This window comes from Cryobacterium psychrotolerans (assembly GCF_900101115.1).
GTDB lineage: Bacteria > Actinomycetota > Actinomycetes > Actinomycetales > Microbacteriaceae > Cryobacterium > Cryobacterium psychrotolerans.
Genome location: NZ_FNFU01000005.1, coordinates 180,856 through 206,549, shown reverse-complemented (window position 1 = coordinate 206,549; position 25,694 = coordinate 180,856). Strand labels below are relative to the sequence as shown.

The 25,694-nt window shown below is 69.0% G+C and carries 25 protein-coding genes and 1 pseudogene; 3 read left to right on the top strand and 23 right to left on the bottom strand.

Translation table 11 applies throughout. From position 1 onward, the window contains the following. Position 1: 1 nt before the first annotated feature. The 6 genes from BLQ39_RS06810 to BLQ39_RS06785 all read right to left on the bottom strand — a co-directional run bounded on the left by BLQ39_RS06810 (position 2) and on the right by BLQ39_RS06785 (position 7,562). On the bottom strand, positions 2 to 940 hold the full coding sequence (locus tag BLQ39_RS06810) for a metal ABC transporter substrate-binding protein (protein ID WP_092322734.1): 939 nt from the start codon (positions 938 to 940) through the stop codon (positions 2 to 4). 70 nt (positions 941 to 1,010) lie between these two features. After that, the gene (locus BLQ39_RS15810; protein WP_092322732.1) at positions 1,011 to 2,840 is read right to left on the bottom strand and encodes a hypothetical protein; all 1,830 of its coding nucleotides are present in this window, start codon (positions 2,838 to 2,840) and stop codon (positions 1,011 to 1,013) included. Positions 2,841 to 2,892: 52 nt separating this feature from the next. After that, the gene (locus BLQ39_RS06800) at positions 2,893 to 4,263 is read right to left on the bottom strand and encodes a dihydrolipoamide acetyltransferase family protein (protein ID WP_092322731.1); all 1,371 of its coding nucleotides are present in this window, start codon (positions 4,261 to 4,263) and stop codon (positions 2,893 to 2,895) included. A gap of 29 nt (positions 4,264 to 4,292) precedes the next feature. Next, positions 4,293 to 5,252 carry an alpha-ketoacid dehydrogenase subunit beta gene (locus tag BLQ39_RS06795; protein WP_241977232.1) on the bottom strand — a complete coding sequence of 320 codons (960 nt, stop codon included), beginning with the start codon at positions 5,250 to 5,252 and terminating at the stop codon, positions 4,293 to 4,295. 68 nt (positions 5,253 to 5,320) lie between these two features. Then, entirely contained in the window at positions 5,321 to 6,451 is a 1,131-nt protein-coding gene (locus tag BLQ39_RS06790; RefSeq protein ID WP_241977227.1) for a thiamine pyrophosphate-dependent dehydrogenase E1 component subunit alpha, read from the bottom strand. Between the two features lie 4 nt (positions 6,452 to 6,455). Beyond that, entirely contained in the window at positions 6,456 to 7,562 is a 1,107-nt protein-coding gene (locus BLQ39_RS06785) for a histidinol-phosphate transaminase (protein ID WP_174775363.1), read from the bottom strand. 73 nt (positions 7,563 to 7,635) lie between these two features. Between BLQ39_RS06785 and BLQ39_RS06780 the strand changes: the two genes are divergently transcribed. Beyond that, positions 7,636 to 8,028 carry a phage holin family protein gene (locus BLQ39_RS06780; protein ID WP_092322728.1) on the top strand — a complete coding sequence of 131 codons (393 nt, stop codon included), beginning with the start codon at positions 7,636 to 7,638 and terminating at the stop codon, positions 8,026 to 8,028. Here the strand turns inward: BLQ39_RS06780 and BLQ39_RS06775 are convergent. Both BLQ39_RS06775 and BLQ39_RS06770 read right to left on the bottom strand, forming a co-directional pair. Continuing rightward, entirely contained in the window at positions 8,012 to 9,478 is a 1,467-nt protein-coding gene (locus BLQ39_RS06775) for a hypothetical protein (protein WP_092322726.1), read from the bottom strand. The two genes, BLQ39_RS06780 and BLQ39_RS06775, sit on opposite strands and share 17 nt — an antisense overlap. 16 nt (positions 9,479 to 9,494) lie before the next feature. Beyond that, entirely contained in the window at positions 9,495 to 9,794 is a 300-nt protein-coding gene (locus BLQ39_RS06770; RefSeq protein ID WP_092322725.1) for a hypothetical protein, read from the bottom strand. A 130-nt stretch (positions 9,795 to 9,924) separates the two neighbouring features. On the opposite strand from BLQ39_RS06770, the gene BLQ39_RS06765 reads away from it, so the two are divergent. Both BLQ39_RS06765 and purB read left to right on the top strand, forming a co-directional pair. Further along, positions 9,925 to 10,452, top strand: coding sequence for a low molecular weight protein-tyrosine-phosphatase (locus tag BLQ39_RS06765; protein WP_092322723.1), 528 nt, complete (start codon positions 9,925 to 9,927; stop codon positions 10,450 to 10,452). After that, the gene (purB, locus tag BLQ39_RS06760; protein WP_092322720.1) at positions 10,449 to 11,831 is read left to right on the top strand and encodes an adenylosuccinate lyase; all 1,383 of its coding nucleotides are present in this window, start codon (positions 10,449 to 10,451) and stop codon (positions 11,829 to 11,831) included. Before BLQ39_RS06765 ends, purB begins: the two co-directional genes overlap by 4 nt. 146 nt (positions 11,832 to 11,977) lie before the next feature. On the opposite strand, the gene BLQ39_RS06755 is transcribed toward purB, so the two are convergent. The 15 genes and pseudogenes from BLQ39_RS06755 to BLQ39_RS06685 form a co-directional block, all read right to left on the bottom strand. Next, positions 11,978 to 12,232 carry a hypothetical protein gene (locus BLQ39_RS06755; protein ID WP_241982832.1) on the bottom strand — a complete coding sequence of 85 codons (255 nt, stop codon included), beginning with the start codon at positions 12,230 to 12,232 and terminating at the stop codon, positions 11,978 to 11,980. Then, positions 12,229 to 12,849, bottom strand: coding sequence for a hypothetical protein (locus tag BLQ39_RS06750; protein ID WP_241977225.1), 621 nt, complete (start codon positions 12,847 to 12,849; stop codon positions 12,229 to 12,231). The genes BLQ39_RS06755 and BLQ39_RS06750 overlap by 4 nt, the downstream gene beginning before the upstream one ends. A 96-nt stretch (positions 12,850 to 12,945) precedes the next feature. Then, positions 12,946 to 14,319, bottom strand: a complete 1,374-nt coding sequence (locus BLQ39_RS06745; protein ID WP_092322719.1) for an NAD(P)(+) transhydrogenase (Re/Si-specific) subunit beta — start codon at positions 14,317 to 14,319, stop codon at positions 12,946 to 12,948. Continuing rightward, positions 14,316 to 14,624: a proton-translocating transhydrogenase family protein gene (locus BLQ39_RS06740; protein WP_092322717.1), complete on the bottom strand. Its 309-nt coding sequence runs from the start codon at positions 14,622 to 14,624 to the stop codon at positions 14,316 to 14,318. Before BLQ39_RS06740 ends, BLQ39_RS06745 begins: the two co-directional genes overlap by 4 nt. After that, positions 14,624 to 15,772 (bottom strand): Re/Si-specific NAD(P)(+) transhydrogenase subunit alpha, encoded by a 1,149-nt coding sequence (locus tag BLQ39_RS06735; RefSeq protein WP_092322716.1) that lies wholly within the window; start codon positions 15,770 to 15,772, stop codon positions 14,624 to 14,626. Before BLQ39_RS06735 ends, BLQ39_RS06740 begins: the two co-directional genes overlap by 1 nt. Before the next feature lie 218 nt (positions 15,773 to 15,990). Continuing rightward, complete coding sequence (dnaB, locus tag BLQ39_RS06730) at positions 15,991 to 17,376, bottom strand: replicative DNA helicase (RefSeq protein WP_092322714.1); 1,386 nt, start codon at positions 17,374 to 17,376, stop codon at positions 15,991 to 15,993. 464 nt (positions 17,377 to 17,840) lie between these two features. After that, positions 17,841 to 18,290 carry a 50S ribosomal protein L9 gene (rplI, locus tag BLQ39_RS06725; RefSeq protein WP_092322713.1) on the bottom strand — a complete coding sequence of 150 codons (450 nt, stop codon included), beginning with the start codon at positions 18,288 to 18,290 and terminating at the stop codon, positions 17,841 to 17,843. Positions 18,291 to 18,299: 9 nt separating this feature from the next. Beyond that, positions 18,300 to 18,563, bottom strand: coding sequence for a 30S ribosomal protein S18 (rpsR, locus tag BLQ39_RS06720; RefSeq protein WP_035835236.1), 264 nt, complete (start codon positions 18,561 to 18,563; stop codon positions 18,300 to 18,302). A 53-nt stretch (positions 18,564 to 18,616) separates the two neighbouring features. Continuing rightward, on the bottom strand, positions 18,617 to 19,120 hold the full coding sequence (locus tag BLQ39_RS06715; RefSeq protein ID WP_092322711.1) for a single-stranded DNA-binding protein: 504 nt from the start codon (positions 19,118 to 19,120) through the stop codon (positions 18,617 to 18,619). Positions 19,121 to 19,348: 228 nt separating this feature from the next. Further along, positions 19,349 to 19,717, bottom strand: a pseudogene (gene rpsF, locus BLQ39_RS16090) (30S ribosomal protein S6); the annotation flags it as partial. A gap of 242 nt (positions 19,718 to 19,959) precedes the next feature. Beyond that, complete coding sequence (locus BLQ39_RS06705; RefSeq protein WP_092322708.1) at positions 19,960 to 20,958, bottom strand: hypothetical protein; 999 nt, start codon at positions 20,956 to 20,958, stop codon at positions 19,960 to 19,962. Positions 20,959 to 21,150: 192 nt separating this feature from the next. After that, a complete protein-coding gene (locus BLQ39_RS06700; protein ID WP_092322707.1) occupies positions 21,151 to 22,485 on the bottom strand; it encodes an ABC transporter substrate-binding protein in 1,335 nt (444 codons plus the stop codon). Positions 22,486 to 22,530: 45 nt separating this feature from the next. Further along, positions 22,531 to 23,352: a carbohydrate ABC transporter permease gene (locus BLQ39_RS06695; protein ID WP_092322705.1), complete on the bottom strand. Its 822-nt coding sequence runs from the start codon at positions 23,350 to 23,352 to the stop codon at positions 22,531 to 22,533. A gap of 6 nt (positions 23,353 to 23,358) precedes the next feature. Continuing rightward, positions 23,359 to 24,255, bottom strand: a complete 897-nt coding sequence (locus tag BLQ39_RS06690; protein ID WP_092322704.1) for a carbohydrate ABC transporter permease — start codon at positions 24,253 to 24,255, stop codon at positions 23,359 to 23,361. Then, positions 24,245 to 25,675, bottom strand: coding sequence for a CCA tRNA nucleotidyltransferase (locus BLQ39_RS06685; protein WP_092322702.1), 1,431 nt, complete (start codon positions 25,673 to 25,675; stop codon positions 24,245 to 24,247). Before BLQ39_RS06685 ends, BLQ39_RS06690 begins: the two co-directional genes overlap by 11 nt. Between the last annotated feature and the right edge of the window lie 19 nt (positions 25,676 to 25,694).

Sequence of the window (25,694 nt, the reverse complement as noted above, 5' to 3'; positions counted from 1 at the left end):
ACTATCCCAGCTCGGCCGGGACGGGGCTGGGTGTGACGCCCCAGGATTCGAGAACGACGATGACATTGTGCACCTGCGCCGCGAGGTAGGTCTCTCCCTCACTTCCGGCCGGGCCGAGCGAGTCGACGTAGAGGGCATCCTCGCCGGAGTAGACACGCACCCCGGCCTCGCTCGCGATGGTCTGCGCGGCTTTCGGGTCGAGGGACGCCTCGGAGAACACGGCCTTGACGCCCGTCGCGGTGATCGCGGCCACGAGCTTGTCGATCTCGGCTGCGCTGGGCTCGGCGTTGTCGTCGAAGCTCGGAATGACGGATCCGACGTAGGTGATGCCGTAGGCGGCGGTGAAGTAGCCGAGGGCGTCGTGGTTGCTCACCAGCAGGCGATCGCCCGCGGGGACGGTGTCCACGTTGGCGCGGGTCCAGTCATCGAGCCGGGTGAGCTTGTCCGCGTAGGCCGTCGCATTGGCGTCGAACGCTTCGGCGTTCGGCGCGTCGGCGTTGCCAAGCCCCGAGGCGATGGTGTTCACCATGGCGTCAGCATTCCGCGGGTCGGTCCAGACATGCGGATTGTCGTCTTCCAACAGGGAGATCCCCTCGCTGGCGTCAATCGTGACACCGTCGAAGCCGGATGCCTCGATGGCGTCGTCGAGCCAGGTTTCGAGCCCGATGCCGTTGACGACGAGCACGTCGGCCCGCCCGAGCGCGGTCAGATCCGCGGCCGACGGGTCGAAGGCGTGGACGCTCTGGTTGGGCCGGACGAGCTGGGTGAGCGCGACGTGGGCCGTGTCGCCGACGACCTCGCGGGTGAAATCGGCTACCTGCGTGGTCGTTGCCACGATCTCGAGCCCGGCGTCAGACGCGTCCGGGTCGGTACCGCAGCCGGAGAGCAGGACGACGGCCGCGGCCACGAGGGCGGCAAGGGACAGGTGTCTGGGTCTCACGGTGCGACACTACGCTTATTGATAATGATTGTCAAAACCATTAGTCCGGGTCAAAGGACCCGAGGGCGGGTCACTGGTAGGTGATGAGGTCCGGGCTCGGCGCGACCTGCGCCATGGTCTGTGCCGGGGTGAGCATCGGCTGGTCCTCGTCGATGAAGTTCTTCCAGCCCCAGAAGATGCCGGCCGGCGCGCCGGCGCGCAGGGCCCGCCAGGTGGCCTGCTTCGCCGGTTGGCCGCCGAGCCCGTCAACGTGCAGGAGGAGGGCGAGTTCAGGGAGGGAGGTGTCGAGGCTGGCGCGATTCCGGATCATCTTCAGGCTGAACTGATGCAGCACGACCAGTTTCTGTGGCAGCGCGTGCGTGCTGGTCAGGTCCGCGAGCCAGGTGATCACCGTGTTGAGCTCCGCGGCGTCCACCGATCCGATCTGCTCGAGGTGCCGCTGGGTCTTGCCGAGCCGCCACTCCGGGTCGAGGGCGAGTCCCACGTGGGGCAGCACGAGCAGTGACTCGTACCGCTTCGCCTGGGTGAGGAAGTCGGTGCGCCCCGGCTGCAGGTCGAGCACCACGTACATTCCGGCCTTGCCCGCTGCCTCGACCCACGGTCGGAGGCGGTCGGCGGAGAGCTCGTTGGAGTAGTTCCCGTCGGCCCCCTCCGCCCCGGCGGCGACCGTGGCGATGATCTCCATCATCGGCACGACGGTGCGTTCGGTGTGCTCCGCGTACTGGCTCGCCGTGCTCCTGGCCCGGATGATCGCCGCCGGAAGCTCCTGTTCGCCGAGCACGCCGAGCGCCGACGTCCCCGGCGTTCCGTACAAGGCAACGAGCAGGCTGGCCGGGAAGAGCACCTGCCCCCCGCCGGGCAGCTGGACGCCGGTGGCGGCGGCGCGGACCTTCCAGGCCAGGCGCTCCTCGCCGGCGAACGCGGCGCCGAGGGCGAGCACGGCCGACGGCCGGGCCGCGCCCAGCGCCGTCACCAGTGCGGCGGATGCCTGCGGGTTCGGGTGGTCGGCCGGCACGGGCAGCACGTCGACGCCTGCCGCACGCGCCGTGGCCGCCCCGGCCAGCTGGGCCGGGTCGTTCACGGCCAGGACCAGCACTCCGGTGCGCGGCACGCTGCGTCGCACGCGCGGCAGCGTCACCGGCGGCCGGTCCGTCGCTGCCGCTGCAGGCGCCGTCGGCGTCGTGGTCGGCGTCGTGGTCGGCGTCGTGGTCGGCATCGTGGTCGGCATCGGGTCGGCGCCCGCGGCCAGTCCGAGCAGGAGCGGGGTGCCGGGCTTCAGCTTCGCGACCGCGGCGAGCGCGCCGTCCGCGGTCACGGCGTCCGCGGTCACCGCCTCCGCGGCGAGCTCGCGGGGCAGGATCGCGACCACCGCGTCCGGCGAGGCGACCACGTGGAACTCCTCCCTCCCCGCCGCATCGGTGCCGACGTGCCGGGCCGCGGGATCGCCGCCCACCTTCAGCAGGTGGGATGCCCCGAGGCGGCCGAGTTCGTCTTCAAGCGCTGCGGCCGCGGCCGTCGCATCCGGCGTTGGCGTGAGCAGGAGCGGGACACCGAGCGCCACCGCGGCAGAGGAGGCCAGGAGCTGGGCAGCCAGGTCACCCACCGACGCCGTGACGACCAGCCGCGACTCGGAGTACAGGGCGGCGCTGGCGGCGATGGCATTCCGCACCGGATCGGCGTCGGCTATCACGGTGAGCGGAGTGCCCGGCCGGGCCGTTGTCGCGTCGAGCACGGGCGAGGGCACCCGCCCGGGCACGCTCGGGCGCTCGCTCGCTGCGGGGGCATCCGTCTGCGGTGCCGGTTCGGCCACGCAGCCCGACAGGAGGAGGGCGCCCAGGAGAAGGGTGCCGAGGATGCGGGCGCCGGCGCCGCGGGTGGCGCCCCGGACTGAATGCCCCATCGACCCCTCCCCTGCTTCCCCGATGACGTGCTTCCCGGACGACTGCGGCCCGCTATTCGAGCAGCAGCGCCGGTTCCTCGATGATGCTCGCCACGTCGGCGAGGAACCGGCTGGCGACATCCCCGTCGACGACGCGGTGGTCGAAGCTCGCCCCGATCGTGGTGACGTACCGCACGCGGACCTCACCGTCGACGACCCACGGTTTCTGCTTGATCGTGCCCAGCGCGACGATTCCGGCCTCGCCGGCATTGAGGATGGGCGTTCCGGTGTCCATGCCGAACACGCCGATGTTCGTGATCGTGATCGTGCCGCCGGCCATCTCGGCGGGGCTCGTCTTCCCGTCGCGGGCGATGATCGTGAGCCGTTCGAGAGCAGAAGCCAGCTCGAGCAGGCTCATGTCCTGGGCCTCCTTGATGTTGGGCACGATGAGCCCGCGCGGTGTCGCCGCGGCGATGCCCAGGTTGACGTAGTGCCGGATGATGACCTCGTCGTCGGTGAAGGTCGAGTTGACGGTGGGGTTGCGGCGCACCGCCCAGATCATGGCCTTGGCCATGATCAGCAGCGGCGACACCCGCACCCCGGCGAAGTCGGTCGACGCCTTGAGTCGCTTCACGAACTCCATCGTGCGGGTGGCGTCGACGTCGACGAAGAGGCTCACGTGCGGCGCGGTGAACGCGCTCTTGACCATGGCCTGGGCGATGGCCTTGCGCACCCCCTTGACCGGGATGCGTTCCTCGCGGTCGGCGGGCCACTCCGGGGTCTCGATGTTGCGGAAAACGCTCACCTGGGTCGCCTCGCGCAGCACGTCCTCGCGGGTCACGTCCCCGATCGGGCCGGTCGGGGTGACCTGGGAGAGGTCGACGCCGAGGTCCTTGGCGAGCTTGCGGATCGGCGGTTTGGCGAACACCGGTCCCACCGGGGCGCCGGGCACCTGCTGCGGGAGTGGGGTGGCAGCCGGGCGAGCGGATGCCGCGGCGGGCGGGGCCATCGACTCGTGCGCCACGCGGGCGCCGCTGTGCCGTTTGCGGCGGGTCGGCATCGTCGCCGCGGCGCCGCGGCCGACGAGGACCGCGGCCGATCCGTCCTCGGTGATCGTGTTGGCGACATCGGCGGCCGCGTCGGCAGCCTCCCTGATCGGCGCCGGCACGTCGGCCCCCGGCGCAGCGGCGGCGTCCGAGGCCGCGTCCGACCGGATCGTGATGATCGGCGTCCCGACGTCCACCGTCGTCCCGGCCGGCACGAGGATCTCGCCGACGACGCCGACGAACGGGGACGGCAGCTCGACCAGCGACTTGGCGGTCTCGATCTCGACGAGGACCTGGTTGATGGTCACCGTGTCGCCGGGAGCCACCTTCCACTCGACGATCTCGGCCTCGGTGAGTCCTTCGCCGACATCCGGGAGGGTGAACTTCGACACGGTCATGCTGTGCCTTCCTTGAGACGAATCATGGGTCAGTAGGCGAGGGCGCGGTCGATGGCCTCGAGGACGCGGTCGGGGCTCGGCAGGAAGTGGGTCTCGACGGCCGCCGGCGGGAACGGGGTGTCGAAGGCCGAGACCCGCAGCACGGGGGCCTCGAGCGTGTAGAACGCCTTCTCGGCGACGGTCGCGGCGATTTCGGAGCCGACGCTGACGAAGCCGTGCGCCTCCTGGGCGACGACCAGGTGGGCCGTCTTCTCCACGGAGGCGAGGATCGGTCCGTAGTCGATCGGGGAGAGCGAGCGCAGGTCCACGACCTCGATGCTGATGCCCTCCGCCTGGGCGATGTCGGCGGCCTGCAGCAGCACGCTCACCATGGCGCCGTGGCCGACGACCGTGACATCCGTGCCGGTGCGCACGACGCGGCTCGCGTGCAACGGGCTGCCGCTCTCACCGAACTGCACCTCGCCCTTGGGCCAGTACCGGCTCTTGGGCTCGAAAAAGATCACCGGGTCGTCGGAGGCGATGGCCTCCTGCATCATCCAGTAGGCGTCGTGCGGGTTCGACGGGCTGACCACGCGCAGGCCCGGCGTGTGCGCGAAGTACGCCTCCGGGCTCTCCTGGTGGTGCTCGATCGAACCGATGTGGCCGCCGTAGGGGATGCGGATGACGACGGGCATGACCAGCTGCCCCTCGTGGCGGTTCCGCATCCTGGCGAGCTGGCTGGTGATCTGGTCGAAGCCGGGGAAGACAAAACCGTCGAACTGGATCTCGCAGACCGGGCGGAAGCCGCGCATGGCCAGGCCGATCGCCGTGCCGATGATCCCGGATTCGGCCAGCGGGGTGTCCAGCACGCGCTTGTCGCCGAATTCGGCGAAGAGCCCCTCGGTCACGCGGAAGACGCCGCCGAGCGGGCCGATGTCCTCGCCCATCAGCAGCACCTTCGGGTCGGCCAGCATCGCCTGCCGGAGCCCGGCGTTCAGGGCCTTCGTCATGGGCAGGTTCGCGGATGCCGCGGGGGCGCCGTCGGTGACGGTCGGGCCGGTGGTCACCGTCTCGTCGTTCATGCCTGGCCCCCTTCGAAGGATGCCTCGTAGCGTTCGAGCCAGGTCTTCTGTTCAGTGATGAGCGGGTGGGGCTCGGCGTAGACGTTGTCGAAGATGATCGAGCGTTCCGGCGCGCGGATCTCCAGCGCCCGGCGGCGCACATCGGAGGCGTAGTCGGCGGCTTCCTCATCGACGGAGTCGAGGAACTCCTGCTCCACGCCGAGTCCCTGCAGATAGGTGCGGAACCGCGCGATCGGGTCGCGGGCGACCCACCGGGCCAGCTCGTCCGGGTCGCGGTACTTGGTCGGATCGTCGGCCGTGGTGTGGGCGCCGACCCGGTAGGTGAGAGCCTCGATCAGGGCCGGGCCGCGGCCGGCGCGCGCGTCGTCCATCGACTTGGCGGTCACGGCGTAGCTGGCGAGCACGTCGTTGCCGTCGACCTGGATTCCCGGGATGCCGAAGCCGCCCGCGCGGAGGTACAGAGGCGTGCGCGACTGGCGGGTGACCGGCACCGAGATGGCCCAGTGGTTGTTCTGCAGGAAGAACACCTGCGGGGTCTGGTAGCTGGCCGCGAAGACGAGCGCCTCGTTGGCGTCGCCCTGCGAGGACGCTCCGTCGCCGTAGTAGACGATCACGGCCTGGTCGGTCTCCGGGTTGCCGGTGGCCGTTGATCCGTCAAGCTGCATGCCCATCGCGTAGCCGGTGGCGTGCAGGGTCTGCGAGGCGAGGACGAGCGTGTAGAGGTGGAAGTTGCCGTGGTCCTCAGGGTTCCAGCCGCCGAGGGTGACACCGCGCAGCATCCGGAGGATGTCGACGGGGTCGAGCCCCCTGATCATGCCGACGACGTGTTCGCGGTAGGAGGGGAAGACGTGGTCTTGCGGCCTGGTCGCGTAGGCGGAGCCGACCTGGGCGGCCTCCTGGCCGTGGCTGGGCACCCACAGGGCCAGCTGGCCCTGGCGCTGCAGGTTGGCCGCTTCGGTGTCGAACTTCCGCACGACGACCATGTCGCGGTAGAACCGGCGGTGGTCGTCCTCGGTCAGCCGCTCGAGGTAGGGCAGGAACTCGGCCGCGGCGTCATTCGGCCGGAACACGCCCTCCGTGGAGAGCAGCTGCACGGTCGGAAGTGCGTCATTGGGGGTGGCTGCCACGGTTCTAACCTAACCGGCGGGCCGGGTTGCCCGTCGGTAGATTTCCGACAATGTCAGCCGCGATCCGTAGGAGTTCCTCCACAGCCGCTTCCTCGCCGATCGAGACCCGGATGCCGTCCGGCTGGAAGGCACGCACGACGAGGCCTGCGTCGAAGAGCCGGTCGGTGACCTCGGTCGTCTGCTCGCCCGTGGGCAGCCAGAGGAAGTTGCCCTGGGGGTTCGGGATGTTCCAGCCCTGCTCGCCGAGCGCCCGCCAGGCCGCGTCGCGGCGCTTGGCGATGACCGTGACCCGGGCGAGCAGCTCGCGTTCGACGTCGAGGGAGGCGATGGCGGCGGCGGCGGCGGGCCCGGTGACGGAGAGGGGGATCGCCGTCGAGCGGGCGGCGTCGAGGATCGGGACCGGGCCGAGGGCGTAGCCGACCCGGAGTCCGGCGAGCCCGAAGGCCTTGGAGAAGGTGCGCAGCACGACCAGGTTGGGGTACCGGGCGAGCAGCAATTGCCCGTTGACCGCGTCGGGGGCGGTCACGAACTCGGCATAGGCCTCGTCGAGGATGACGAGGAGGTCCCGCGGAACGACGGCCATGAACGCGTCGAATTCCTCGGCCGTGACGATGGTGCCGGTCGGGTTGTTCGGGCTGCAGACGATGACGACCCGGGTGCGGTCGCTGATATTCGCCGCCATCTCCGGCAGGTCGTGGCCATGGTCGGCGCGGTTCGGGACCTGCACGCTGGTCGCCCCGCTGACCGTGACGAGGCCGGGGTAGGCCTCGAACGAGCGCCAGGAGTACAGCACCTCGTCGCCGGGTCCGGCCGCGGCGAGGATCAGCTGGGCCAGCAGCGCCACCGACCCGGAGCCGACGTGCACCTCGTCGGAACCGACACCGAACCTGGCGGCGAGGCGTTCCCGGAGCGCCAGGGCGGAGGCATCCGGGTAGCGGTTGAACGCGGTGACGGCGTTCACCGCCTCGATGACGCTGGGGAGCGGGTCGAACGGGTTCTCATTGCTCGACAGCTTGAACGCCGACGCGTCGGCCGGTTTGCCCTGGCGGTAAGCAGGCAGGGCAACGATCTCGGGACGCAGACGGACTGATGGCAGGTCAGAGGGGCTCACTCGGCGAGTCTACGCCGCGGCATATTCACCTGACCGCATGCGCACGGCCCCGGTCCGGTGCCATAGTGGACGCATGGGCAGATTCCTGATCAAGCTGATCCTCAACACGGTCGCGCTGTGGCTGACAACCCTGATCGTCACCGGGGTGCATGTCGAGCCGTACGCGGACACGACCGTGGCAGCCGTCCTGACCTTCGCGCTGGTTGCCCTGATCTTCGGCCTCGTCAACACCGTCATCGGCACGCTCGTCCGCATCATCGCGTTGCCGCTGTACATCCTCACCCTGGGCCTGCTCGCGCTGATCGTGAACGGCCTGCTCCTGATGCTCGTCGCCTGGATCTCCGAGCTGATGGGCTTCGGCCTCGTCGTCGACGACTTCTGGTGGGGCGTGCTCGGCGCGCTCGTGCTCGGCATCATCAGCTGGCTGCTCGGGATTCTCGTGCGGCCGGTCACTGCGCGCCGCTAGAACCCGATCGGGTTCCCCGCCACCGGGAGGCGACGCCGGGGGCCGTACCCACGGTCGCCGCGAGCAGCGTGCGGAAGTCGGCCAGCGCCGGAGCCGGGGAGGCGTCGATCATGCGGGCGGTCTCCCGGTAGGTCACCAGTCCGTGAGCCGGTAGCGGCGAGGCGGGCACCGCCGCGTCGGCGTACAGCTCCCGGCTCACGGTGAGCCGGGCCGCGGCATCGCGGGCGGCGCCGCCGAGCGCGGGCACGAGATCCTCGGAGTGCTCCACCGCGATCACGGGCAGCCCGGGCGGCACCGGCACCTTGGCGACCGGTGCGCCGAAGGTGGCCACCGCGACGGTGTTGAATTCCCCCGCCGCGGCCAGCTGCGCCGCGACCAGGCCGCCCTGGGAGTGGCCGACCGGGATCACCGCGTCGGTGGGGCGGATGCCGGCCTCGTGCATGGCCTGGACGACCGCCCGGTACGAGCCCGCGCCCTGCTCGGCGACCGCGGTGATGTTGGAGGTCATGTCCCACGGTTCGCCGGCGGAGACCGGGCTCCACTCGGCCGTGCCGCCGATGTACACCAGCCAGGCGGCGTCCGCGGCGCCGCCGTACCGCTCGATGCGCACCTGCGGCCCGCCCGTTGAGACGCGGGGGATCCGGGCGGCGAGGTCCGCGAACCCGCCCGGCGGCCTGGCCGGTCGCGGCTTCCCGACGCGGGTGACCGTGACCGGCGTCTCCCGCAGCATCCCGATCGAACGCGCCACGGCGAGCGTGCCGGCCGCGGTCGTCGTCACCCCGAACAGCCCGGCCCCCTCGTCGCCGAGGGCGGCGGAGACCGGGAAGGGCACACCGACCGCGCCGGCCGCCACGTCATCGACCGAGGACACCAGCACCCGCACCAGGGCGACCACGGCCGGGTTCGCCAGCAGGCGGGGGTCACCGATCCACAGCCCGGCGACGTCCGGGCCCGGGCTCCGGGCGGTGCCGGGGCCTCTGCTCCGGGCGGTGCCGGGGGCGTCGCGCCGCAGCAGGCCCCCGAGCAGCCAGGCCACCGCGCCTGCCGTGGCGGCCGGGATCGCGGCGGCGAAGACCAGCGGAGCCAGCCGGCCCAGGCTGTGCCCGAGCCAGGCCCCCGTCATGCGGGCGAGCATCGCGGCGGTGCGATCGGCCTGCCCGTATGCCTCCGCGGCCACCACGAGCGATTCGGCCAGCTCCCCGCTGCGGGCTTCGACCGCGTCGATGGTTTGCCGGGCCGCGAACACCGCGAGGCCTGGGTCCTCGGCCGACCAGGCCGGCGCCGGAAGGGCCTCCAGGGCGCGGATGCGTTCCAGTCGAGCCTGCCAGTCCCTCGCGTCGGCCCGCAGGAGCGCCAGCCGCGCCGCCTGCGCCAGGAGCGCGTCGGTGGAGACCATCGTGGTGCCGCCGCCGGAGAGCACGAGCGCGCCGGGGGCGTCGTCTCCGTTCATTGCGCTGCCCGGCCGGTCATGGGGCCGTGAGCCTCGAAATGGACGCGTGCACGGCGTCGAGGGCGTCGTCGAGCTGCCGGCCGGCCCGGCACAGGTCGCCGGCCAGGTCGCCGAGGCGTGCCGCGTAGCCCCGATGCGCCGCCGACTGCCACGAGTCGCCCAGATCGGCGGCGGCCACCGAGCCTGCTGCCAGGTGCACCTCGTCTCGGAGGTCGCGCAGCAGCATCCGTTGCTCGCGCAGCGCCCAGAGACGCTCGGCGTCCCGCTCGGCTGCCGTCGGGTCGCCGAACAGTCCCGCAGGCAGAAGACCCTCCACGGCACCTCCTCCATCGACTTTCCCGAGCCTGCCCGACCGCGCCCGCCCGCCCCCGGCCGCGCCCGGGTTTGTTCAGTGTTCACGAAAAGGGCGGGTGTGCAGGACAGGAAACGGGGTCCACAATGGGTGAATGAGTTTCGCCGCCCTCAACCCCGATGAGGCGACACCCTTCCGCATCATTTTCGTGTGCACCGGCAACATTTGCCGCTCGCCGATGGCGGAGGTGATGTTGCGCGACCTGATCACGCGCTCCGGGTTGAGTCGACTGATCACCACGAGTTCGGCCGGCACCGGGGACTGGCATGTGGGCGAGCAGGCCGACCGGCGCACGATCACCGCCCTCGCCAAACGCGGCTACGACGGCAGCCACCACCGTGCGCGCCAGTTCGACCCCACCTGGTTCACCGACCTCGACCTCGTCGTGGTGCTCGACCGCTCGCAGGAACGCATCCTGCGCAACTGGGCGGGCACGGAGCACGACCGCGGCAAGGTGCGCCTGCTGCTCAGTTTCGACCCGGATCAGGCCGTCCTCCAGGACGTTCCCGACCCGTATTACTCCGACGATGCTTTGTTTGACTCGGTTTTAGGCATGATTGACAGTGCGAACCAGGCGCTTTTCAAGCAGCTCGCACCCGCAATCAGACAGGGAGTCCGATGAGTCCACTACCCCCCCAGGTCCTCAGCCCGCTCGACGGCCGCTACCGCGCAGCCGTCACCGAACTGGGCGAGTACCTGTCAGAGGCGGGACTCAACCGCGCACGCGTGCAGGTCGAGGTCGAATGGCTGATCACGCTGACGGACCACAAGCTGTTCGGCTCCTCCCCGCTGGACGCGGAGCAGAAGGCAGCCCTGCGCCACATCGTCACCTCCTTCGGCCAGGCCGAAATCGACGAGCTCGCCGCGCTCGAGGCCACCACCCGGCACGACGTCAAGGCCGTCGAGTACCTCGTGCGCCGCCGCCTCGTCCCCCTCGGCCTGGAGCACATCAGCGAACTCACGCACTTCGCGGCCACCAGCGAAGACATCAACAACCTGGCCTACGCACTGACCGTGCGCGCGGCCGTGGGCGATGTCTGGCTGCCCAAGCTTCGCGCCGTCATCGAGGCCCTGCGCGGCCGGGCCGTGGAATACCGCGCGGACGCCATGCTCGCCCGCACCCACGGCCAGCCGGCGACGCCGACGACCATGGGCAAGGAAATCGCCGTCTTCGTCTACCGCCTGGAACGCATCGCCGGCCAGGTCGAGGGCAACGACTACCTCGGCAAGTTCAGCGGCGCCACCGGCACGTTCGCCGCCCACGTCGCGGCAGAGCCATCCGTCGACTGGCCGGCCATCTCACGGGAGTTCGTCGAGGGCCTCGGTCTCACCTGGAACCCGCTCACGACTCAGATCGAGTCCCACGACTGGCAGGCCGAGCTCTACACCAGGGTCTCGCACGCCAACCGGGTGCTGCACAACCTGGCCACGGACATCTGGAGCTACATCTCGATCGGCTACTTCCGTCAGATCCCGCAGGCCGGGGCGACCGGCTCGTCGACGATGCCGCACAAGATCAACCCGATCCGGTTCGAGAACGCCGAGGCCAACCTGGAGCTCTCGAGCGCCATCCTGGACTCGCTCTCGGCCACGCTGGTCACCTCGCGCCTGCAGCGCGACCTGACCGACTCGACCACGCAGCGCAACATCGGCGTCGGATTCGGCCACTCCCTGCTCGCCCTCGACAACATCGTGCGCGGCCTCGGCGAGATCGACATCGACCGAGTGCTGCTCGCGGCCGACCTCGATGCGAACTGGGAGATCCTGGGCGAAGCGATCCAGACCGTGATCCGCGCCGAGGTGACGGCCGGGCGCTCCACGATCGCGGACCCTTACGCGCTGCTCAAGGAGCTGACCCGCGGCAAGCGCATCGGGCAGGCCGACCTGGCCGCGTTCGTCTCGGGCCTCGAGATCGGCGACGCCGCCAGGGCGCGTCTGCTCGCCCTCACCCCGGCCGGCTACGTCGGTCTGGCCGATCCCCTGATCGACCACCTGCGCTAACCCCTCCCGCGCCGCTTGCCTGCAGTCGCGCATCCGCGCATCCGCGCATCCGCGCATCCGCCGAGTTTGGCACTTCCGGTCGAGTTTGCCTGGCGCACCAGGCAAGGTCGACCGGAACGGACAAACTCGGCGGTGTTCGGTGGGCCTTAGGCGCCGTGGTTCTGCTCGTCGAGGTCGGTCTTCTCGGCGTCGTTCGGCTTCATGTTCAGCGTGAACATGGCGACGGAGATGAGCACCACGATGAACGTGACGCCCAGGGAGATCACGGACAGCACGACCTGGCGCGTGCTCATCAGCACGACGAGTCCGACGACCAGTGCCAGCACTCCGGAGAATCCGATGAGCTCGGCCGGCTTCATCCTGTCGGATCGGCTGGGCTGGTGCGGGGTGTTCTGGGTCACGAAGGGTCCAAATCGTTGGGGACGGATGCCGGGGCCGGCTCATCGGTCGGCGCCCACTTGAGGGAGAGGCCGGCAATGACGAGGTACACGCCCAGGATGACAAGGTAGGCGCCGAACAGGCCGACCGCGACGACGGCGTTGGGTGGCAAGAGCAGGAAGGCGAGGGAGAGCCCCGCGGTCAGGCCGCCCACGAGCATCCAGTCCCGGGAGGATGCCGACCGCCCGCGCACGCGGACACCGCTGTACAGCTCGAGGAAGCCGGTCACTGCGGCCCAGACGCTGACCAGGTAGAGGAAGAAGCCGAGCCCGCCACCGTTAAGTGCGAGGGCGAGCGCTCCGGCAACGACGCCGACCGCGCCCTGCACCGCGAAGAGCATGCGTTCGCGGGGGTCGCCCAGCGTGCGCCAACTCAGTCCGGCCAGCAGCAGGCCGCCGGCGAGGGCGAACGCGCCGAAGACCAGGAGCCCGAACTGGGCGGCATGATCGGCCGTGAAGGTGATGACCGCCGCCGGGATGAGGGCCAGGGCGGCACGAATGACGGGAACCGTCCAGTACCGCGCGCCGGACCGGACATCGAGCCGCGCACCAACGGTGCCGGCTGCCTGGGCTTTCGCCACGCGCACCTCTTTCGTTACGGAATCTCGTACCGGCCCAGTCTACGCGCGGGCGGTGCGGGCCCCGGAGCGGGCGGGCAAACGACAGAGGTCGCCCGGTCAGAGGGCGTTGACGGCCCCCAGCACCTTGGTCAGCGAATCCTTCGCGTCGCCGAAGAGCAGCGAGGTCTTCGGGTCGTAGAGCAACTCGTTCTCGATCCCGGCGAAGCCGGGGCGCATCGAGCGTTTCAGGAAGATGACCTGCCGCGCCTGCCCGACCTCGAGGATCGGCATCCCGTAGATGGGTGACCCGGGAGAGGACTTGGCCGCCGGGTTGACCACGTCGTTCGCACCGACGACGAGGGCGACATCCGCGTGCTTGAACTCCGGGTTGACCTCGGCCATCTCCTTGAGCGACTCGTACGGCACGTTCGCCTCGGCCAGCAGCACGTTCATGTGCCCCGGCATCCGGCCGGCGACGGGGTGGATAGCGAAGTCAACCTCGACCCCACGGGCGGCGAGGGTGGTGGCGAGTTCGGCGATGGTGTGCTGGCCCTGGGCGACGGCGAGCCCGTAGCCGGGCACGATCACGACCCGCTGGGCGTAGGCGAGGAGCACGGCGACGTCCTCCGGCCCTGACGAGCGCACCGGGCGGTCGCTCTGCGCGGTCGACCCGGCGGTCGATCCGCCGCGGAACGCCCCGAACATGATCCCGCTGACGCCGCGGCCCATGGCGGATGCCATCGCGCGGGTCAGGATCGTGCCGCTGGCGCCGACGAGGGTGCCGGCGACCACGAGCAGCAGGTTGCCGAGCACGATTCCGGATGCCGCGACCGCGAGCCCGGTGAAGGCGTTCAGCAGGGAGATGACGATGGGCACGTCGGCCCCGCCGACCGGCAGCACGAGCAGGAGCCCCGCGGCGAGGCCGAGCAGCAGCAGGGCGATCGCCCAGCCGGCCGACCCGGTGGCGATGACGAAGCCCCCGACGACGAGCGCTGCGATCAGCACGGCCGACATCACCCAGCGCATGCCCGGGAAGATGACCGGTCGCGTGGTGATGAGTTCCTGGAGCTTGGCCACCGTCACGGCGGAACCGGAGAAGGACACAGCGCCGACGAGCATCGTGAAGACCACGGCCACCCGCACCCAGGTGTCGGCGTTGTGTCCGAGTTCCAGCACGGCCACGAGCGCGGCCGCCCCGCCGCCGACGCCGTTGAAGAGGGCCACAAGCTGAGGCATTTGGGTCATTTGCACGCGCCGGGCGATCGGAGCGGCAATGGCCGAGCCGACGGCGATCGCCGCGAGGATGAGCGGAATGTTCTCGAGCCTCGACGACAGGAACACCGTCACGACGGCCAGCAGGGCCCCCGCGGCGCCGATCAGGTTGCCTCGCCGGGCGGTGCGCGGGGAGTTGAGTCCCTTGAGCGCCAGGATGAAGCAGACGGCCGCGATCAGGTAGAGGATCGCCGTCCATTCGGGAGACAGCAGGCTCATTTGGTGCCCTTCCCGGCGTCGGTCGTGGGCTTTCGGCCCCGGAACATCCCCAGCATCCGGTCGGTCACCACGAAGCCGCCGACGAGGTTGGCGGTGGCGAGCACGACGGCGACCAGGGCGACAACCAGCAGTCCGGGTTCGGTCGTCTGTCCGGCGACGATGATCCCGCCGATCAGGATGATCCCGTGGATCGCGTTGGCGCCGGACATCAGCGGGGTGTGCAGCGTGCTCGACACCTTCGAGACAACCTCGAAGCCGACGAAGACGGACAGCACGACCACGGTCAGGAGTGTGATCGGTTCCATTAGCGTTCTCCCTCCAGGGCGGTGGCCGTCGGCGCATGTGTGACCTTGCCGTCGTGGGTCAGACAGGCACCGGCGAGAACCTCGTCGGTGAAATCGGGGGCGACGATGCCGTCGGCGGAGGTCATCAGCGCGAGCAGGTTGGCGACGTTCTTCGCGTACAGCCTGGAGGCGTCGGTGGGCATCGCGGATGGCGCGTCCTTCATGCCGACCAGGATCACCGCCCCGTCGCCCGCGGTCGTCGGGACCCCGACATCCTGCCCGGCGACCACGCCTTCGACGTTGCCGCCGGTTTCGGCGGCGAGGTCGATGACGACGGATCCGGCCCGCATGGCGGCGACCATGGCGCCGGTCACCAGCAGCGGGGCCGGCCGGCCCGGGATGGCCGCGGTGGTGATGAGCACGTCCGCGGCGGCGACGTACGGCGCGAGCAGCTCGCGCTGGCGCACCGACCGGTCTTCGCTGAGCTCGCGGGCGTAGCCGCCGGCTCCCTCGACCGCGTCGAGGTCCAGGTTGATGAAGGTGCCGCCCATCGACGTGACCTCGTCGGCGGAGGCGGGGCGGACGTCGTAGGCGGAGACGCGCGCGCCGAGGCGCTTGGCGGTGCCGATGGCCTGCAGGCCGGCGACGCCGGCGCCGAGCACGAGCACTCGGGCCGGCGGGATCGTGCCGGCCGCCGTCATGTAGAGCGGGAAGAACCGGGGAAAACGGATGGCCGCCTCGAGCACCGCGCGGTAGCCGGCGACCAGGGACTGGGAGCTGAGCGCGTCCATCGACTGGGCGCGGGAGATCCGCGGCACCAATTCGAGCGCGAAGGCGGTCACGCCTGCGGTGGCGAGGGCGGACACGGTGTCCAGCTCGGCGGCCGGCGAGGCCAGGCCGATCGTGATCGTGCCGCGGCTGAGGCCGGTCGCTTGTGCGGGCGTGAGCGGCCGCACGTGGCAGTAGACGTCGAGCCCGGCGGTGTCGAGTTGCGGCACGACGCGGGCGCCGGCATCCGTGTACGCAGAATCCGGGTAGCCGGCCGCGGTTCCGGCGCCGGCTTCGATCTGGATCTCGACCCCAAGGTCCTTCAGCTGGCCGACCGTCTCCGGTGTGGCCGCGACGCGACGCTCACCCTCACGGCTCTCTCGTGGCACTCCAACTTTCACGGTTTCCCCTTCGTTGCGGTACGTCGGGGGCGGTCGCGACCGGTAGCGGACCCGACCACGTGCGCGACGGTGCTGCACTGGTCCTCGTAGCGTAGCGGGGGCGACGCCCGCGACGCGGTTGCCATTCCGAGAACAGCGCCGATGATGACGACGTCACGTTCGATGGTGGCCATGGTTCCTCCTGCACTGTTTGCCAGCGCAGTACAGCGGCGGGCTAGCTACGCGCCGGGAACCATGTCCGCGAAGCGGGAGTAGTGGCCGTGGAAGGCGACCGTGACCGTGCGCGTGGGGCCGTTGCGGTGCTTGGCCACGATCAGGTCGGCCTCGCCCGCGCGCGGGTTGTCTTTTTCGTAGGCACTCTCGCGGTGCAGCAGGATAACCATGTCGGCATCCTGTTCGAGGGAGCCGGACTCGCGGAGGTCGGAGATGGCCGGCATCTTGTCGGCGCGCTGCTCGGGGCCACGGTTGAGCTGCGAGAGCGCGATGACGGGGACCTGGAGTTCCTTGGCCAGCAGCTTGAGCGCCCGGGAGAACTCACTGACTTCCTGCTGGCGTGACTCGACGCGCTTTCCGGAGGTCATCAGCTGCAGGTAGTCGATGATGACCATCTTGAGCCCGACGCGCTGCTTGAGCCGACGGCACTTGGCGCGAATCTCCACGAGGGTCATGTTGGGGCTGTCGTCGATGTAGAGCGGGGCGTCGTTGATGCGGCCGCGGGTCTGGGCGATCGTCGTCCAGTCGCGGGCATCGACGGTTCCCTTACGCATGCTCTGCAGCGGCACGGATGCCTCCGCGGCGAGCAGGCGCATCGCGATCTCACTGCGTCCCATTTCGAGGGAGAAGAAGATGCTGGGCATGTCGTGGTGGATCGAGGCGGACCGGGCGAAGTCGAGCGCGAGCGTCGACTTTCCGAGCGCCGGCCGGGCCGCGACGATGATCAGCTGCCCGCCGTGGAACCCGTTGGTGAGCTCGTCGAGGTCGGCGAACCCGGTGGGGACGCCGCTCATCTGGCCGTCCTTGAGCTTGGCGGCCTCGATCTCGTCGATCGCGGCGGTGACCGCGTCGGTGAGGGGGACGTAGTCCTCGGTCTGGGTGCCGCCCGTGACGGAGTAGATCTCGGCCTGCGCGGTGTTGACCAGGTCGAGCACTTCGCCCTCGCCGGAGTAGCCCATCTGCGCGATCCGGGTGCCGGCCTCGACGAGGCGGCGGAGCAGCGCCCGCTCGGCGACGATTGTGGAGTAGAAGCCCGCGTTGGCCGCGGTGGGAACGAGGCTGGTGAGCGTGTGCAGGTACTCGGCGCCGCCGGCCCGGGAGAGTTCGCCGATCTTCGTGAGTTCGTCGGTGACGGTGATGACGTCGGTCGGTTCGCCGTGCGAGTAGAGCGAGAGGATCGCGTCGAAGATGATCTCGTGCTTGGGGATGTAGAAGTCCGTCGAGCGCACCGTCTCGACGACGTCGGCGACGGCGTCCTTGCTCAGCATCATGCCCCCGAGGGCGCTCTGTTCGGCGAGGAGGTCGTGCGGCGGGGTGCGCTCACGGTATTCGGTGGCACCGCGTGGATCTGCGTTGCGCGGGTCGGCCAGACCCAGGTGAGCGATCGACACTCCGCCTCCTTTTTGTGTATTTGTTACCGGTTTATCAGGACCCGCTGACAGTCGCGGCCCGGCGCGCGCGCACTCCGGGAAACCCCGCGTTGCCAGACTAGGGATCGGCGTGCACCGGGCCAAACGGCCCTGTGGACAAGCCTGTGGATAATCTGCGCGAAACGCCGTGGGAGTTGTGCACAACCTGTGGACTGATCTGGGGATAACTTAAGAGCATTTCGTAATAAATGCCTTTTGACCAGGAAATAAAACTATGCACACCTGTGTGTAAATACTTGTCTAAAGTGCGCCTTGAACGTTGTGTGTGCTGGTGATTCCTGTGTATAAACGCCGCTATGAGTCGGCCCGAATTGACCCCCACACTGGGCGCGCTGGAGGCGTTGTCCAGGGGTAGCGGTGGACCTTAAACAGGTGTAGCGGCGAACCCCCGAGGGGATCCGCCGCTACGCCGCCGAGATCGTCGCTTACTTAGCGGCGACCACCAGCAGGGTGATGGTGGCGCTGAGCTCGTCACGGAGACGAACAGTCGCCGTGTGCTCACCGACCATCTTGATCGGGCTGAGCTCGATCTTGCGCTTGTCGATCGCACCGAGACCAGCAGCCGCGACTGCTTCGGCGACATCGGTGGTCTTGACGGAGCCGAAGAGGCGTCCGCCCTGGCCGGCCGTGACGACGAGCTTGACCTTGGTGTTCTCGAGGGCCGCCTTGAGGGCCTGCGCCTCTTCCAGGGTGGCGTGCTCGCGGGCTACGCGGGCTGCCTTGATCTGGTTGATCTGCTTCTCGCCACCGCGGGTCCACGCAACAGCGAAGCCCTGGGGAACGAGATAGTTGCGGGCGAAGCCGTTCTTAACTTCAACGACGTCGCCGGGTGCACCGAGTCCGGAGACCTCGTGCGTCAGAATCAATTTTGACATGAGGGCTCCTTACCTGCCTGAGCCCGCGTAGGGCAGCAAGGCCATTTCGCGGGCGTTCTTGACGGCACGGGCGATGAGGCGCTGCTCCTGGACGGAGACGCCGGTGATACGGCGGGCACGGATCTTTCCGCGCTCGGAGATGAACTTCCGGAGAGTGGGGACATCTTTGTAATCGATGACACCAACCCGGATCGACTTCGCGGGAGCGGCGTTCTTGCCACCCTTAGCTCCGCGAAGCGGCTTGCGGCGGTCGCCGCTCGACTTTCCAGCCATGATTTCCTAACTTTCTAAAAAGTGTGATTCAGCCAACAACCGTGAGGTTGGGCTTAGAAGGGAGTCTCGTCGCTGAAGTTTCCCGGGCTGTTCCAGACGTCTCCGCCTGAAGCTGCTGCCGGTGCGGCGGGAGCGCTGGCTGCCCAGGGCTCGTCGCCGCCACTCGAGGCGGGTGCGCCGCCGCGAGATGAAGACTGCGCGCGGGTGAGCGAAGCGGTTGCGTAGCGCAGCGAAGGACCAATTTCGTCGATCTCGAGCTCCATGCTCGTGCGCTTCTCACCTTCCTTCGTCTCATACGAACGCTGTTTGAGACGCCCGGTAGCGATGACACGGGAACCCTTGGTCAATGATCCGGCGACGTGCTCAGCGAATTCACGCCAAACGCTCGCGCGCAGGAACAATGCGTCGCCATCTTTCCACTCGTTTGCTGCGCGATCGAAATTGCGCGGAGTGGATGCGATGGTGAAGTTGGCAACCGCCAGCCCGTTCTGCGTGTAACGCAGTTCCGGATCGCTGGTGAGGTTGCCCACCACGGTGATTACGGTCTCGCCGGCCACGGGCTACTTGTCGCTTGCCTTGTCGGCGTCAGCCTTGGCGGCTGCGGGCTTTGCTGCGGCAACCTTGGCGGCCGGAGCGGCAACCTTGGCGTCGGCCTTCGCTTCGGTCTTGGCCTCGGCCTTGACCTCTGCCTTGGCCGGAGCCTCGGTAGCGTCGGCCTTGGCTGCAGCAGGCTTGACCGCTGCGGCAACCTTGGCGGCCGGGGCGGCAGCCGCGGCTTCAGCCTTGGCGGCAATCACCTTGGGGTTGGCAGCCTTGCGGGCGGCCTTCTCTGCGGCGAGCTTGGTCGCAACGACGACCTGGGCAATGCCCTCTTCGGCGCGGAGAACCTTGGTGCGCATGACTGCTTCGGAAAGCTTCAGCTGACGGTCGAGCTCGGCCGTTGCGGATGCGTTCGCGGTGAAATCGACGACGGCGTAGATGCCTTCGGACTTCTTGTTGATCTCGTACGCGAGACGACGACGACCCCAGACATCAACCTTGTCAATGGTTCCACCATCGTTGCGAACAACGTTGAGGAACTTGTCAAGGCTGGGAGCTACGGTGCGCTCATCGATCTCGGGATCGAGGATAACCATCAATTCGTACTGGTGCATGACTAACCCACCTCCTTCGGACTAAACGGCTGCAGAATCTCTGCAACAGGAGGGTTGTGACATGTGTTGAACGCGGAGGCCGGGAATCCGGCGCACAGACAACCTGCCCAGACTACCGGATGCGGCGGCCCTCCGCCACCACGCCCGTCCTTCGTCCCGCCCGCCGAGTTTGACCGTTCCGGTCGAGGTTGCCCGGTACGCGGGGCAAACTCGACCGGAAGCCTCAAAGTGGGCGCCCCGGCTCATCGCTCCGGCCTCAGTCCGGCATTGATTAATCGTGCCCGGAGAGCGACGGGATTCAACGCGACATCCCACAGCCAGCGGACCATTCCGCGTCCGGGGGCGCGGAGCCGGTCTTCGCGAACCTTCTCCCGCCAGACGATTTCTTCGATCGGGAGTCCGTGTGTGTATTCGTTGCGGGTGTACTTGACCTTGCCGTCGAACTCTCCGAGGACCGGGACCCTGCGAACATGGTGCCGCGCCTCCCAGGTGAAATCGACGATGTCCTCCCCACCTTCGATTCGTGGGTAGGACACCTGCAGAAGCGGGGCCGGGAAGCCGGACAGGAAGATGTTCGCGCGGCTCGCGGATTCGCCCGGAGAGCCCGACAGCCCGTCCGCGAAGCCGGCGGCCAGCCGAGCGCCGCGACATCCGCGAACTGAGCCGAGGCGCGCGACGGCTTCGACGAGCTCTCCTTTGGCGATGTCGCGGTCGCGCTGCCCATCAGGCAGCCGGTATGCGGCGCTGAGCCCGGCGTCCAGGCTCACCACGGCCGAGAGGAACCGGGTGCTCCGAGCCAGGTCGACGAGCGTGCGCAGCCTGCTGGTCACGAGGAAGCCGTCGATGTCCGTGACCTCATCGTCCGGCAGCGAATCGTGATGCCAGACGATGCCGTACTTCGACCCTCGAGTCCCTCCGCCGCGGGCCATCAGGTGAACCTCGCGGGGCCAGGACCCGAGGATGGGAATGCCCCAGACCCGCGCGGCCGAGAAATGTGAGAGCACTGGGCGCGCCTGCCTGGTCAGCACGACGGACTTCACCCGCAAGAGGTACCGGGCGTCGTCATCCGCTGCGTCCCACACTCGAGCTGAAAGGTACACGCCACGCGAGAGGCGGTTCTTCTCGCCGTTCTGATGTGCCCGGCGCAGTGCCCGGCCGTCCAGCCCGACCAGGGCCTGGTCGCGCGTGAGCTCAAGCTCCGCCTGCGTTGGGAGATCGCGGCTGTCCATGCCGACGATCATGCAAGGCGCCCTGGTCGCGGCGGCGTGGCGGTGCCGAGCTGTGCACAAAGATCAGGCGCGGCATCCTCGGGAGGAGGCTGCTAGTGCCGCCGAGGTTGCCTGTTGCGGTCGAGTTTGACTGGTGTGCCGGGCAAACTCGACCGGAACCGTCAATCTCGGCGAAAGGGGCGGGGCGGGCGGGGGCGGGGGCGGCTACTTTGCGGTGGCGGCGTTCGCCGCGTCCTGGGCGGCGCGCACGCCCTCGGCCACGGGGGTGCGCCCGAGGAAGACCTCCTGCAGGAGCGGCCGCATCGCGTTGTCGGCGGCGGGCCAGCCGGATCCCTTCGGCGCCGGGGCCGTGCCGTTCTCGAGCACGTCGTAGAACGGGCTGATGTCGACGTCCAGCGACGCCCAGTAGTCCGAGTAGTCCTGCTGCGCGGCGAGCACTGCCGGCGAGGCCGAACCGCCGGCGCCGATGAAGCCCGACCCCTTCGCGCTGCCCAGCCAGGCCAGCACGCGCTTCACCTCGGCGGGATGCTCGGACGCCGTGCTGCCCGCGGCGACGATGCCGTCGACGCCGCTGATGGCGCCGGCCGGTCCGGCCGGAAGCCGGGCGACCCCCCATTCGAAGTCGGCGCCCTCGTTGACGTTGGCCAGGTTGTACACCCCGCTCTGGAACAACGCCATCTTGCCCTGCAGGAACTGGTCTCGGCTGAAGTCACCGTTCGTGTTGGTATCCGCGGCGGACGGCGACACGTGGTGCTTATTGATCAGGTCGACCATGTACTGGAAGGCCTCAACGCCCTTCGGCGACGCGAACGCGTACTCCTCGCCGTCCTGGAACTCCGCGCCGTTCGAGGCCAGGTAGTTCAGCAGGATCGCCTGCACGTCGTAGGCCGAGTTGTAGCCGAACTGGGCCAGGCTGCTTCCGTCGAAGCCGGCGCTGTCGGCCGTCTGCCCGGCGGTGTCCCGGGTCAGCCTCTCCAGCAGGGGCAGGAGTGTGTCATCGGCGCCGGTCGGGTCCCAGCGCAGGCCGTCGAGGTCCGCCGCGGTGAGGCCGGCATCGGCGAGCAGTTCGGCGTTGTAATAGACAGCGATGCCGGGGTCGGCCAGCTGCGGCACTCCCCAGAGCACCCCGTCGCGCGTGTACTGGTCGACCACGGCCGGCGCCCACGCGGACGAGGCATCCGGCCCCAGCGTCTTGTCGATGTCGAGCAGCGCGCCCGCGTCGGCGTAGACGGGGTAGTTGCCGCCGTCGACCCAGAAGATGTCGTCGACACTCTGGCCCGCGACATCCGTGCGCAGTTTCTCCCAGTAGTCCGCCCAGGGGATGACGCTCAACTCGACGTTGACGTCGGGGTTGTCCTTCTCGAATTCGGCGAAAGATGCTTCATAGGCCTTGGCGACCTGGTCGTCCCAGAGCCGCACGGTGACGGTGGTCTGGTCGGCCGGGCCCTGGCCCGACACGGTCAGCGCGGTGACGACCCCGGCGATGACGAGAACGACGGCCGCGGCACCCGCGGCGAGAACTGTTGAACGCTTGGGCATGGTTTCCTCTGCTGCTCCGGCGAACGGCCGGGAATTCCTCTCAGATTACTTCAACCCGGAGAAGGTAATGGAACGCACGAACTGCCGCTGGAAGACGAGGAAGAGCACGAGCAGCGGCACCAGGGCGAGCGTCGTCGCCGCCATCACGAGGGTCCAATTGCCGTTGAACTGGCTTTGCAGGGATGCCGTCGCCACCGTGACAACGCGCCATTCGCTGCCGCTGGTGACCACGAGCGGCCACATGAAACTGTTCCAGTGGCTCACGATCGTGATGAGTGTCAGGGTGGCGATGATCGGCCGGGACAGCGGCACGACGATTTCGACCAGCACGTCGAGGGTGCTGGCGCCGTCGAGCCGGGCCGCGTCAATCAGTTCCTGGGGGATGCCGCGGAAATACTCGCGGAGCAGGAAGATCGCGTACGGCGACGCGAACGCGAACGGCAGCACGAGGCTCCAGAAGCTGTTGCGCAGCCCGGCCTCGGTCATCATCAGGTAGAGCGGCACCACGAGCACCACCGGCGGAATCATCAGCGTCGACAGGTAGACCCAGAACAGCGCGTTGCGGCCGGGGAAGTCGACGCGCGCGAACGCGTAGGCGGCCAGGATCGACGAGATCAGCTGTCCGACCAGGATGAGCGTGGCCGCGAGCAGGGTGACCAGGATGGCGCGGCCGAACTGCGCGGGACCGGTGATGAGCGCCACGATGTTATCGAGCGTGAACGGGTCCGGCCAGGCGAGCGCCGACTCCCGGGCGAACTGTTGCCTCGGCTTGAACGCGGTCAGGACGCTCAGCAGGAACGGTGCCAGGGTGAAAACGGCCCCGGCCACGAGCACGAGGTAGACGGCGGCCGGCCGGGTCCAGCGCATCAGGACTCACTCCATCTCATAGGTGACCCTCCGCCGGAAGTAGAGCTGCTGGGCGAGCGTGATCGTGACCAGGATGACGAGGAGAACGACCGCCATCACCGCCGCGCGGCCCAGGTCGAACGCGCTGAAGGCCTCATAGTAGATGCGCGCCGCGACGACGTCGGTCGTGCGGGCGGGACCGCCCTGGGTCAGCGCGTACACCTGGTCGAAGACCTGGAACGCCGAGATGACGGTCGTCACCAGCACAAAGAACATCGTCGGCCGGAGCAGCGGCAGTTTGATCTGCCAGAACAGCGACATGCCGCCGGCCCCGTCGATCCTGGCCGCCTCGAGGACCTGGTCCGGGATGTTCAGCAGCCCGGCCATGAAGAAGAGCGTCACGTAGCCGACGTTGGTCCAGATCACGACGGCGGCCACCGACGGCAGCGCGAGCGAGGGGTCGCTCAGCCATTCGATCCGCTGGCCGATCAGCGTGTTCAGCGCCCCGTCGGTCGGCGCGAGGATCCATTTCCAGACGACGCCCAGGGCGAGCGGGGCGGCGATCCACGGAAGCACGTAGATGGTGCGGAACCAGGCGGAGCCCGGCAGCCCGCGGGTCAGGAGGGTTGCCGCCCACAGGCCGATGGCGGTCTGGATCGGCACCACCAGCGCCACGAAGACCAGCGTGACCAGGAGCGAATTGCCGAACACGCCGTCGGTGAGCACCGACCGGTAGTTGTCGAGGCCGACGTAGGAGATCGGCCCGATCAGGTCCCAGCTCTGGAAGCTGAGCCAGACGACGACGAGCACCGGCAGCAGCAGGAAGCAGACGACACCGAAGAGGCTCGGCGCCAGCAACGAGTACCCGGTGAGGGCGTTGCGCCGTCGGATCGCGCCACGACGGGCGACACCGCTACCGGCCACGCCCCGCCCACCAGGCCTGCAACCGCCGGGTTGCCTCTTCCTCGCCCAGCGGCCCGTCGTCGAGACGCTGCTCGAGCAGGTACCGGTAGGCCTCGCCCACCTCGCGTCCGGGCTTCACGCCGAGGATGGCCATGATCTGCTCGCCGTCGAGATCGGGGCGAACCGCCGCCATCTCCTCCTGCTCGGCCAGCTCGGCCACCCGCTGCTCGAGGTCGTCGTAGGCGAAGCCGAGCCGGTCGGCCTTGCGGCGGTTGCGCGTGGTCACGTCCGCCCGGGTCAGGATGTGCAGGCGCTCGAGCTGGTCGCCGGCGTCGCGCACGTAGCGGCGCACGGCCGAGTCGGTCCAGGCGCCCTCGGTGTAGCCGAAGAAACGCAGGTGGAGTTCGACCAGCCGCCCCACGGCGTTGATCGTCTCATTGTCGAAACGCAGGGCACGCAGGCGCTTCTTCGCCAGCTTCGAACCGACCACGTCGTGGTGGTAGAAACTGACCACCCCGCCCGGCTCGAGCCGCCGCGTGGCCGGCTTGCCGATGTCATGAAGCAGGGCGGCCAGGCGCACGACCAGGTCGGGCGCGGGCAGGTTGCCGCGCTCCCGTTCGTAATCGATGGCCTGCTCCAGCACGGTCAACGTGTGCTGGTAGACATCCTTGTGGTGGTGGTGTTCGTCGACCTCGAGCCGGAGGGCCGGAATCTCGGGCAGCACGATCTCGGCCAGCCCGGATTCCACCAGGATTTCGATCCCGGACCGCGGACGGTCCGCTTTCAGCAGCTTCGACAGCTCCTCGCCCACGCGCTCGGCCGAAATGATCCGGATGCTGTCCGCCATGGCCGTCATCGCGGCCCTGGTGTCCGGGTCGAGGGTGAACCCGAGCTGAGCGCTGAACCGGGCGGCCCGCATCATTCGCAGCGGGTCGTCACCGAAAGACACCTCCGGCGCGGCGGGGGTGCGCAGGATCCCGGCGAGCATGTCGTCGATGCCGCCGGAGGGGTCGACGAGTTTCACCTCGGGCAGCCGCAGGGCGAGCGCGTTCACGGTGAAGTCGCGCCGCACGAGGTCGTCTTCGAGGCTCGCGCCGAAGACCACGTCCGGCCGCCGCGTCTGCCCGTTGTAGCTGTCGGCGCGATAGGTCGTGATCTCGACCGTGTCGTCGCCGACCTTTGCCCCGATGGTGCCGAACGCACGACCGATGTCCCAATGCGCGTCGGCGAGGGGCTTCACGATCTTCAGGATCTGGTCCGGAGAGGCATCCGTCGTGAAGTCGAGGTCGTTGGTGACTCGATCGAGGAAGGCGTCGCGCACCGGTCCGCCGACGAGGGCAAGCTCGTGCCCCGCGGCGGCGAATGCGTTCGCCAGTCGGGACACCGTGGGGGAGGCAGCCAGGTCGCCCAGCCGCGCGAGGGCTGCCGCGACGCTCTGCATCTCCCCATGTTAGTTGCTG

Excerpts from the sequence above, each read along its gene's own strand:
- BLQ39_RS06765 (WP_092322723.1), top strand. The coding sequence starts at position 9,925 with ATGAGTTTCGCCGCCCTCAACCCCGATGAGGCGACACCCTTCCGCATC.
- BLQ39_RS06685 (WP_092322702.1), bottom strand. The coding sequence starts at position 25,675 with ATGCAGAGCGTCGCGGCAGCCCTCGCGCGGCTGGGCGACCTGGCTGCC.
- purB (WP_092322720.1), top strand. The coding sequence starts at position 10,449 with ATGAGTCCACTACCCCCCCAGGTCCTCAGCCCGCTCGACGGCCGCTAC.
- BLQ39_RS15810 (WP_092322732.1), bottom strand. The coding sequence starts at position 2,840 with ATGGGGCATTCAGTCCGGGGCGCCACCCGCGGCGCCGGCGCCCGCATC.
- BLQ39_RS06800 (WP_092322731.1), bottom strand. The coding sequence starts at position 4,263 with ATGACCGTGTCGAAGTTCACCCTCCCGGATGTCGGCGAAGGACTCACC.
- BLQ39_RS06695 (WP_092322705.1), bottom strand. The coding sequence starts at position 23,352 with ATGCGCTGGACCCGGCCGGCCGCCGTCTACCTCGTGCTCGTGGCCGGG.
- rpsR (WP_035835236.1), bottom strand. The coding sequence starts at position 18,563 with ATGGCTGGAAAGTCGAGCGGCGACCGCCGCAAGCCGCTTCGCGGAGCT.
- BLQ39_RS06700 (WP_092322707.1), bottom strand. The coding sequence starts at position 22,485 with ATGCCCAAGCGTTCAACAGTTCTCGCCGCGGGTGCCGCGGCCGTCGTT.
- BLQ39_RS06775 (WP_092322726.1), bottom strand. The coding sequence starts at position 9,478 with ATGAACGGAGACGACGCCCCCGGCGCGCTCGTGCTCTCCGGCGGCGGC.
- BLQ39_RS06740 (WP_092322717.1), bottom strand. The coding sequence starts at position 14,624 with ATGGAACCGATCACACTCCTGACCGTGGTCGTGCTGTCCGTCTTCGTC.
- BLQ39_RS06745 (WP_092322719.1), bottom strand. The coding sequence starts at position 14,319 with ATGAGCCTGCTGTCTCCCGAATGGACGGCGATCCTCTACCTGATCGCG.
- BLQ39_RS06780 (WP_092322728.1), top strand. The coding sequence starts at position 7,636 with ATGGGCAGATTCCTGATCAAGCTGATCCTCAACACGGTCGCGCTGTGG.
- BLQ39_RS06795 (WP_241977232.1), bottom strand. The coding sequence starts at position 5,252 with ATGACGAAGGCCCTGAACGCCGGGCTCCGGCAGGCGATGCTGGCCGAC.
- BLQ39_RS06705 (WP_092322708.1), bottom strand. The coding sequence starts at position 20,958 with ATGATCGTCGGCATGGACAGCCGCGATCTCCCAACGCAGGCGGAGCTT.
- rplI (WP_092322713.1), bottom strand. The coding sequence starts at position 18,290 with ATGTCAAAATTGATTCTGACGCACGAGGTCTCCGGACTCGGTGCACCC.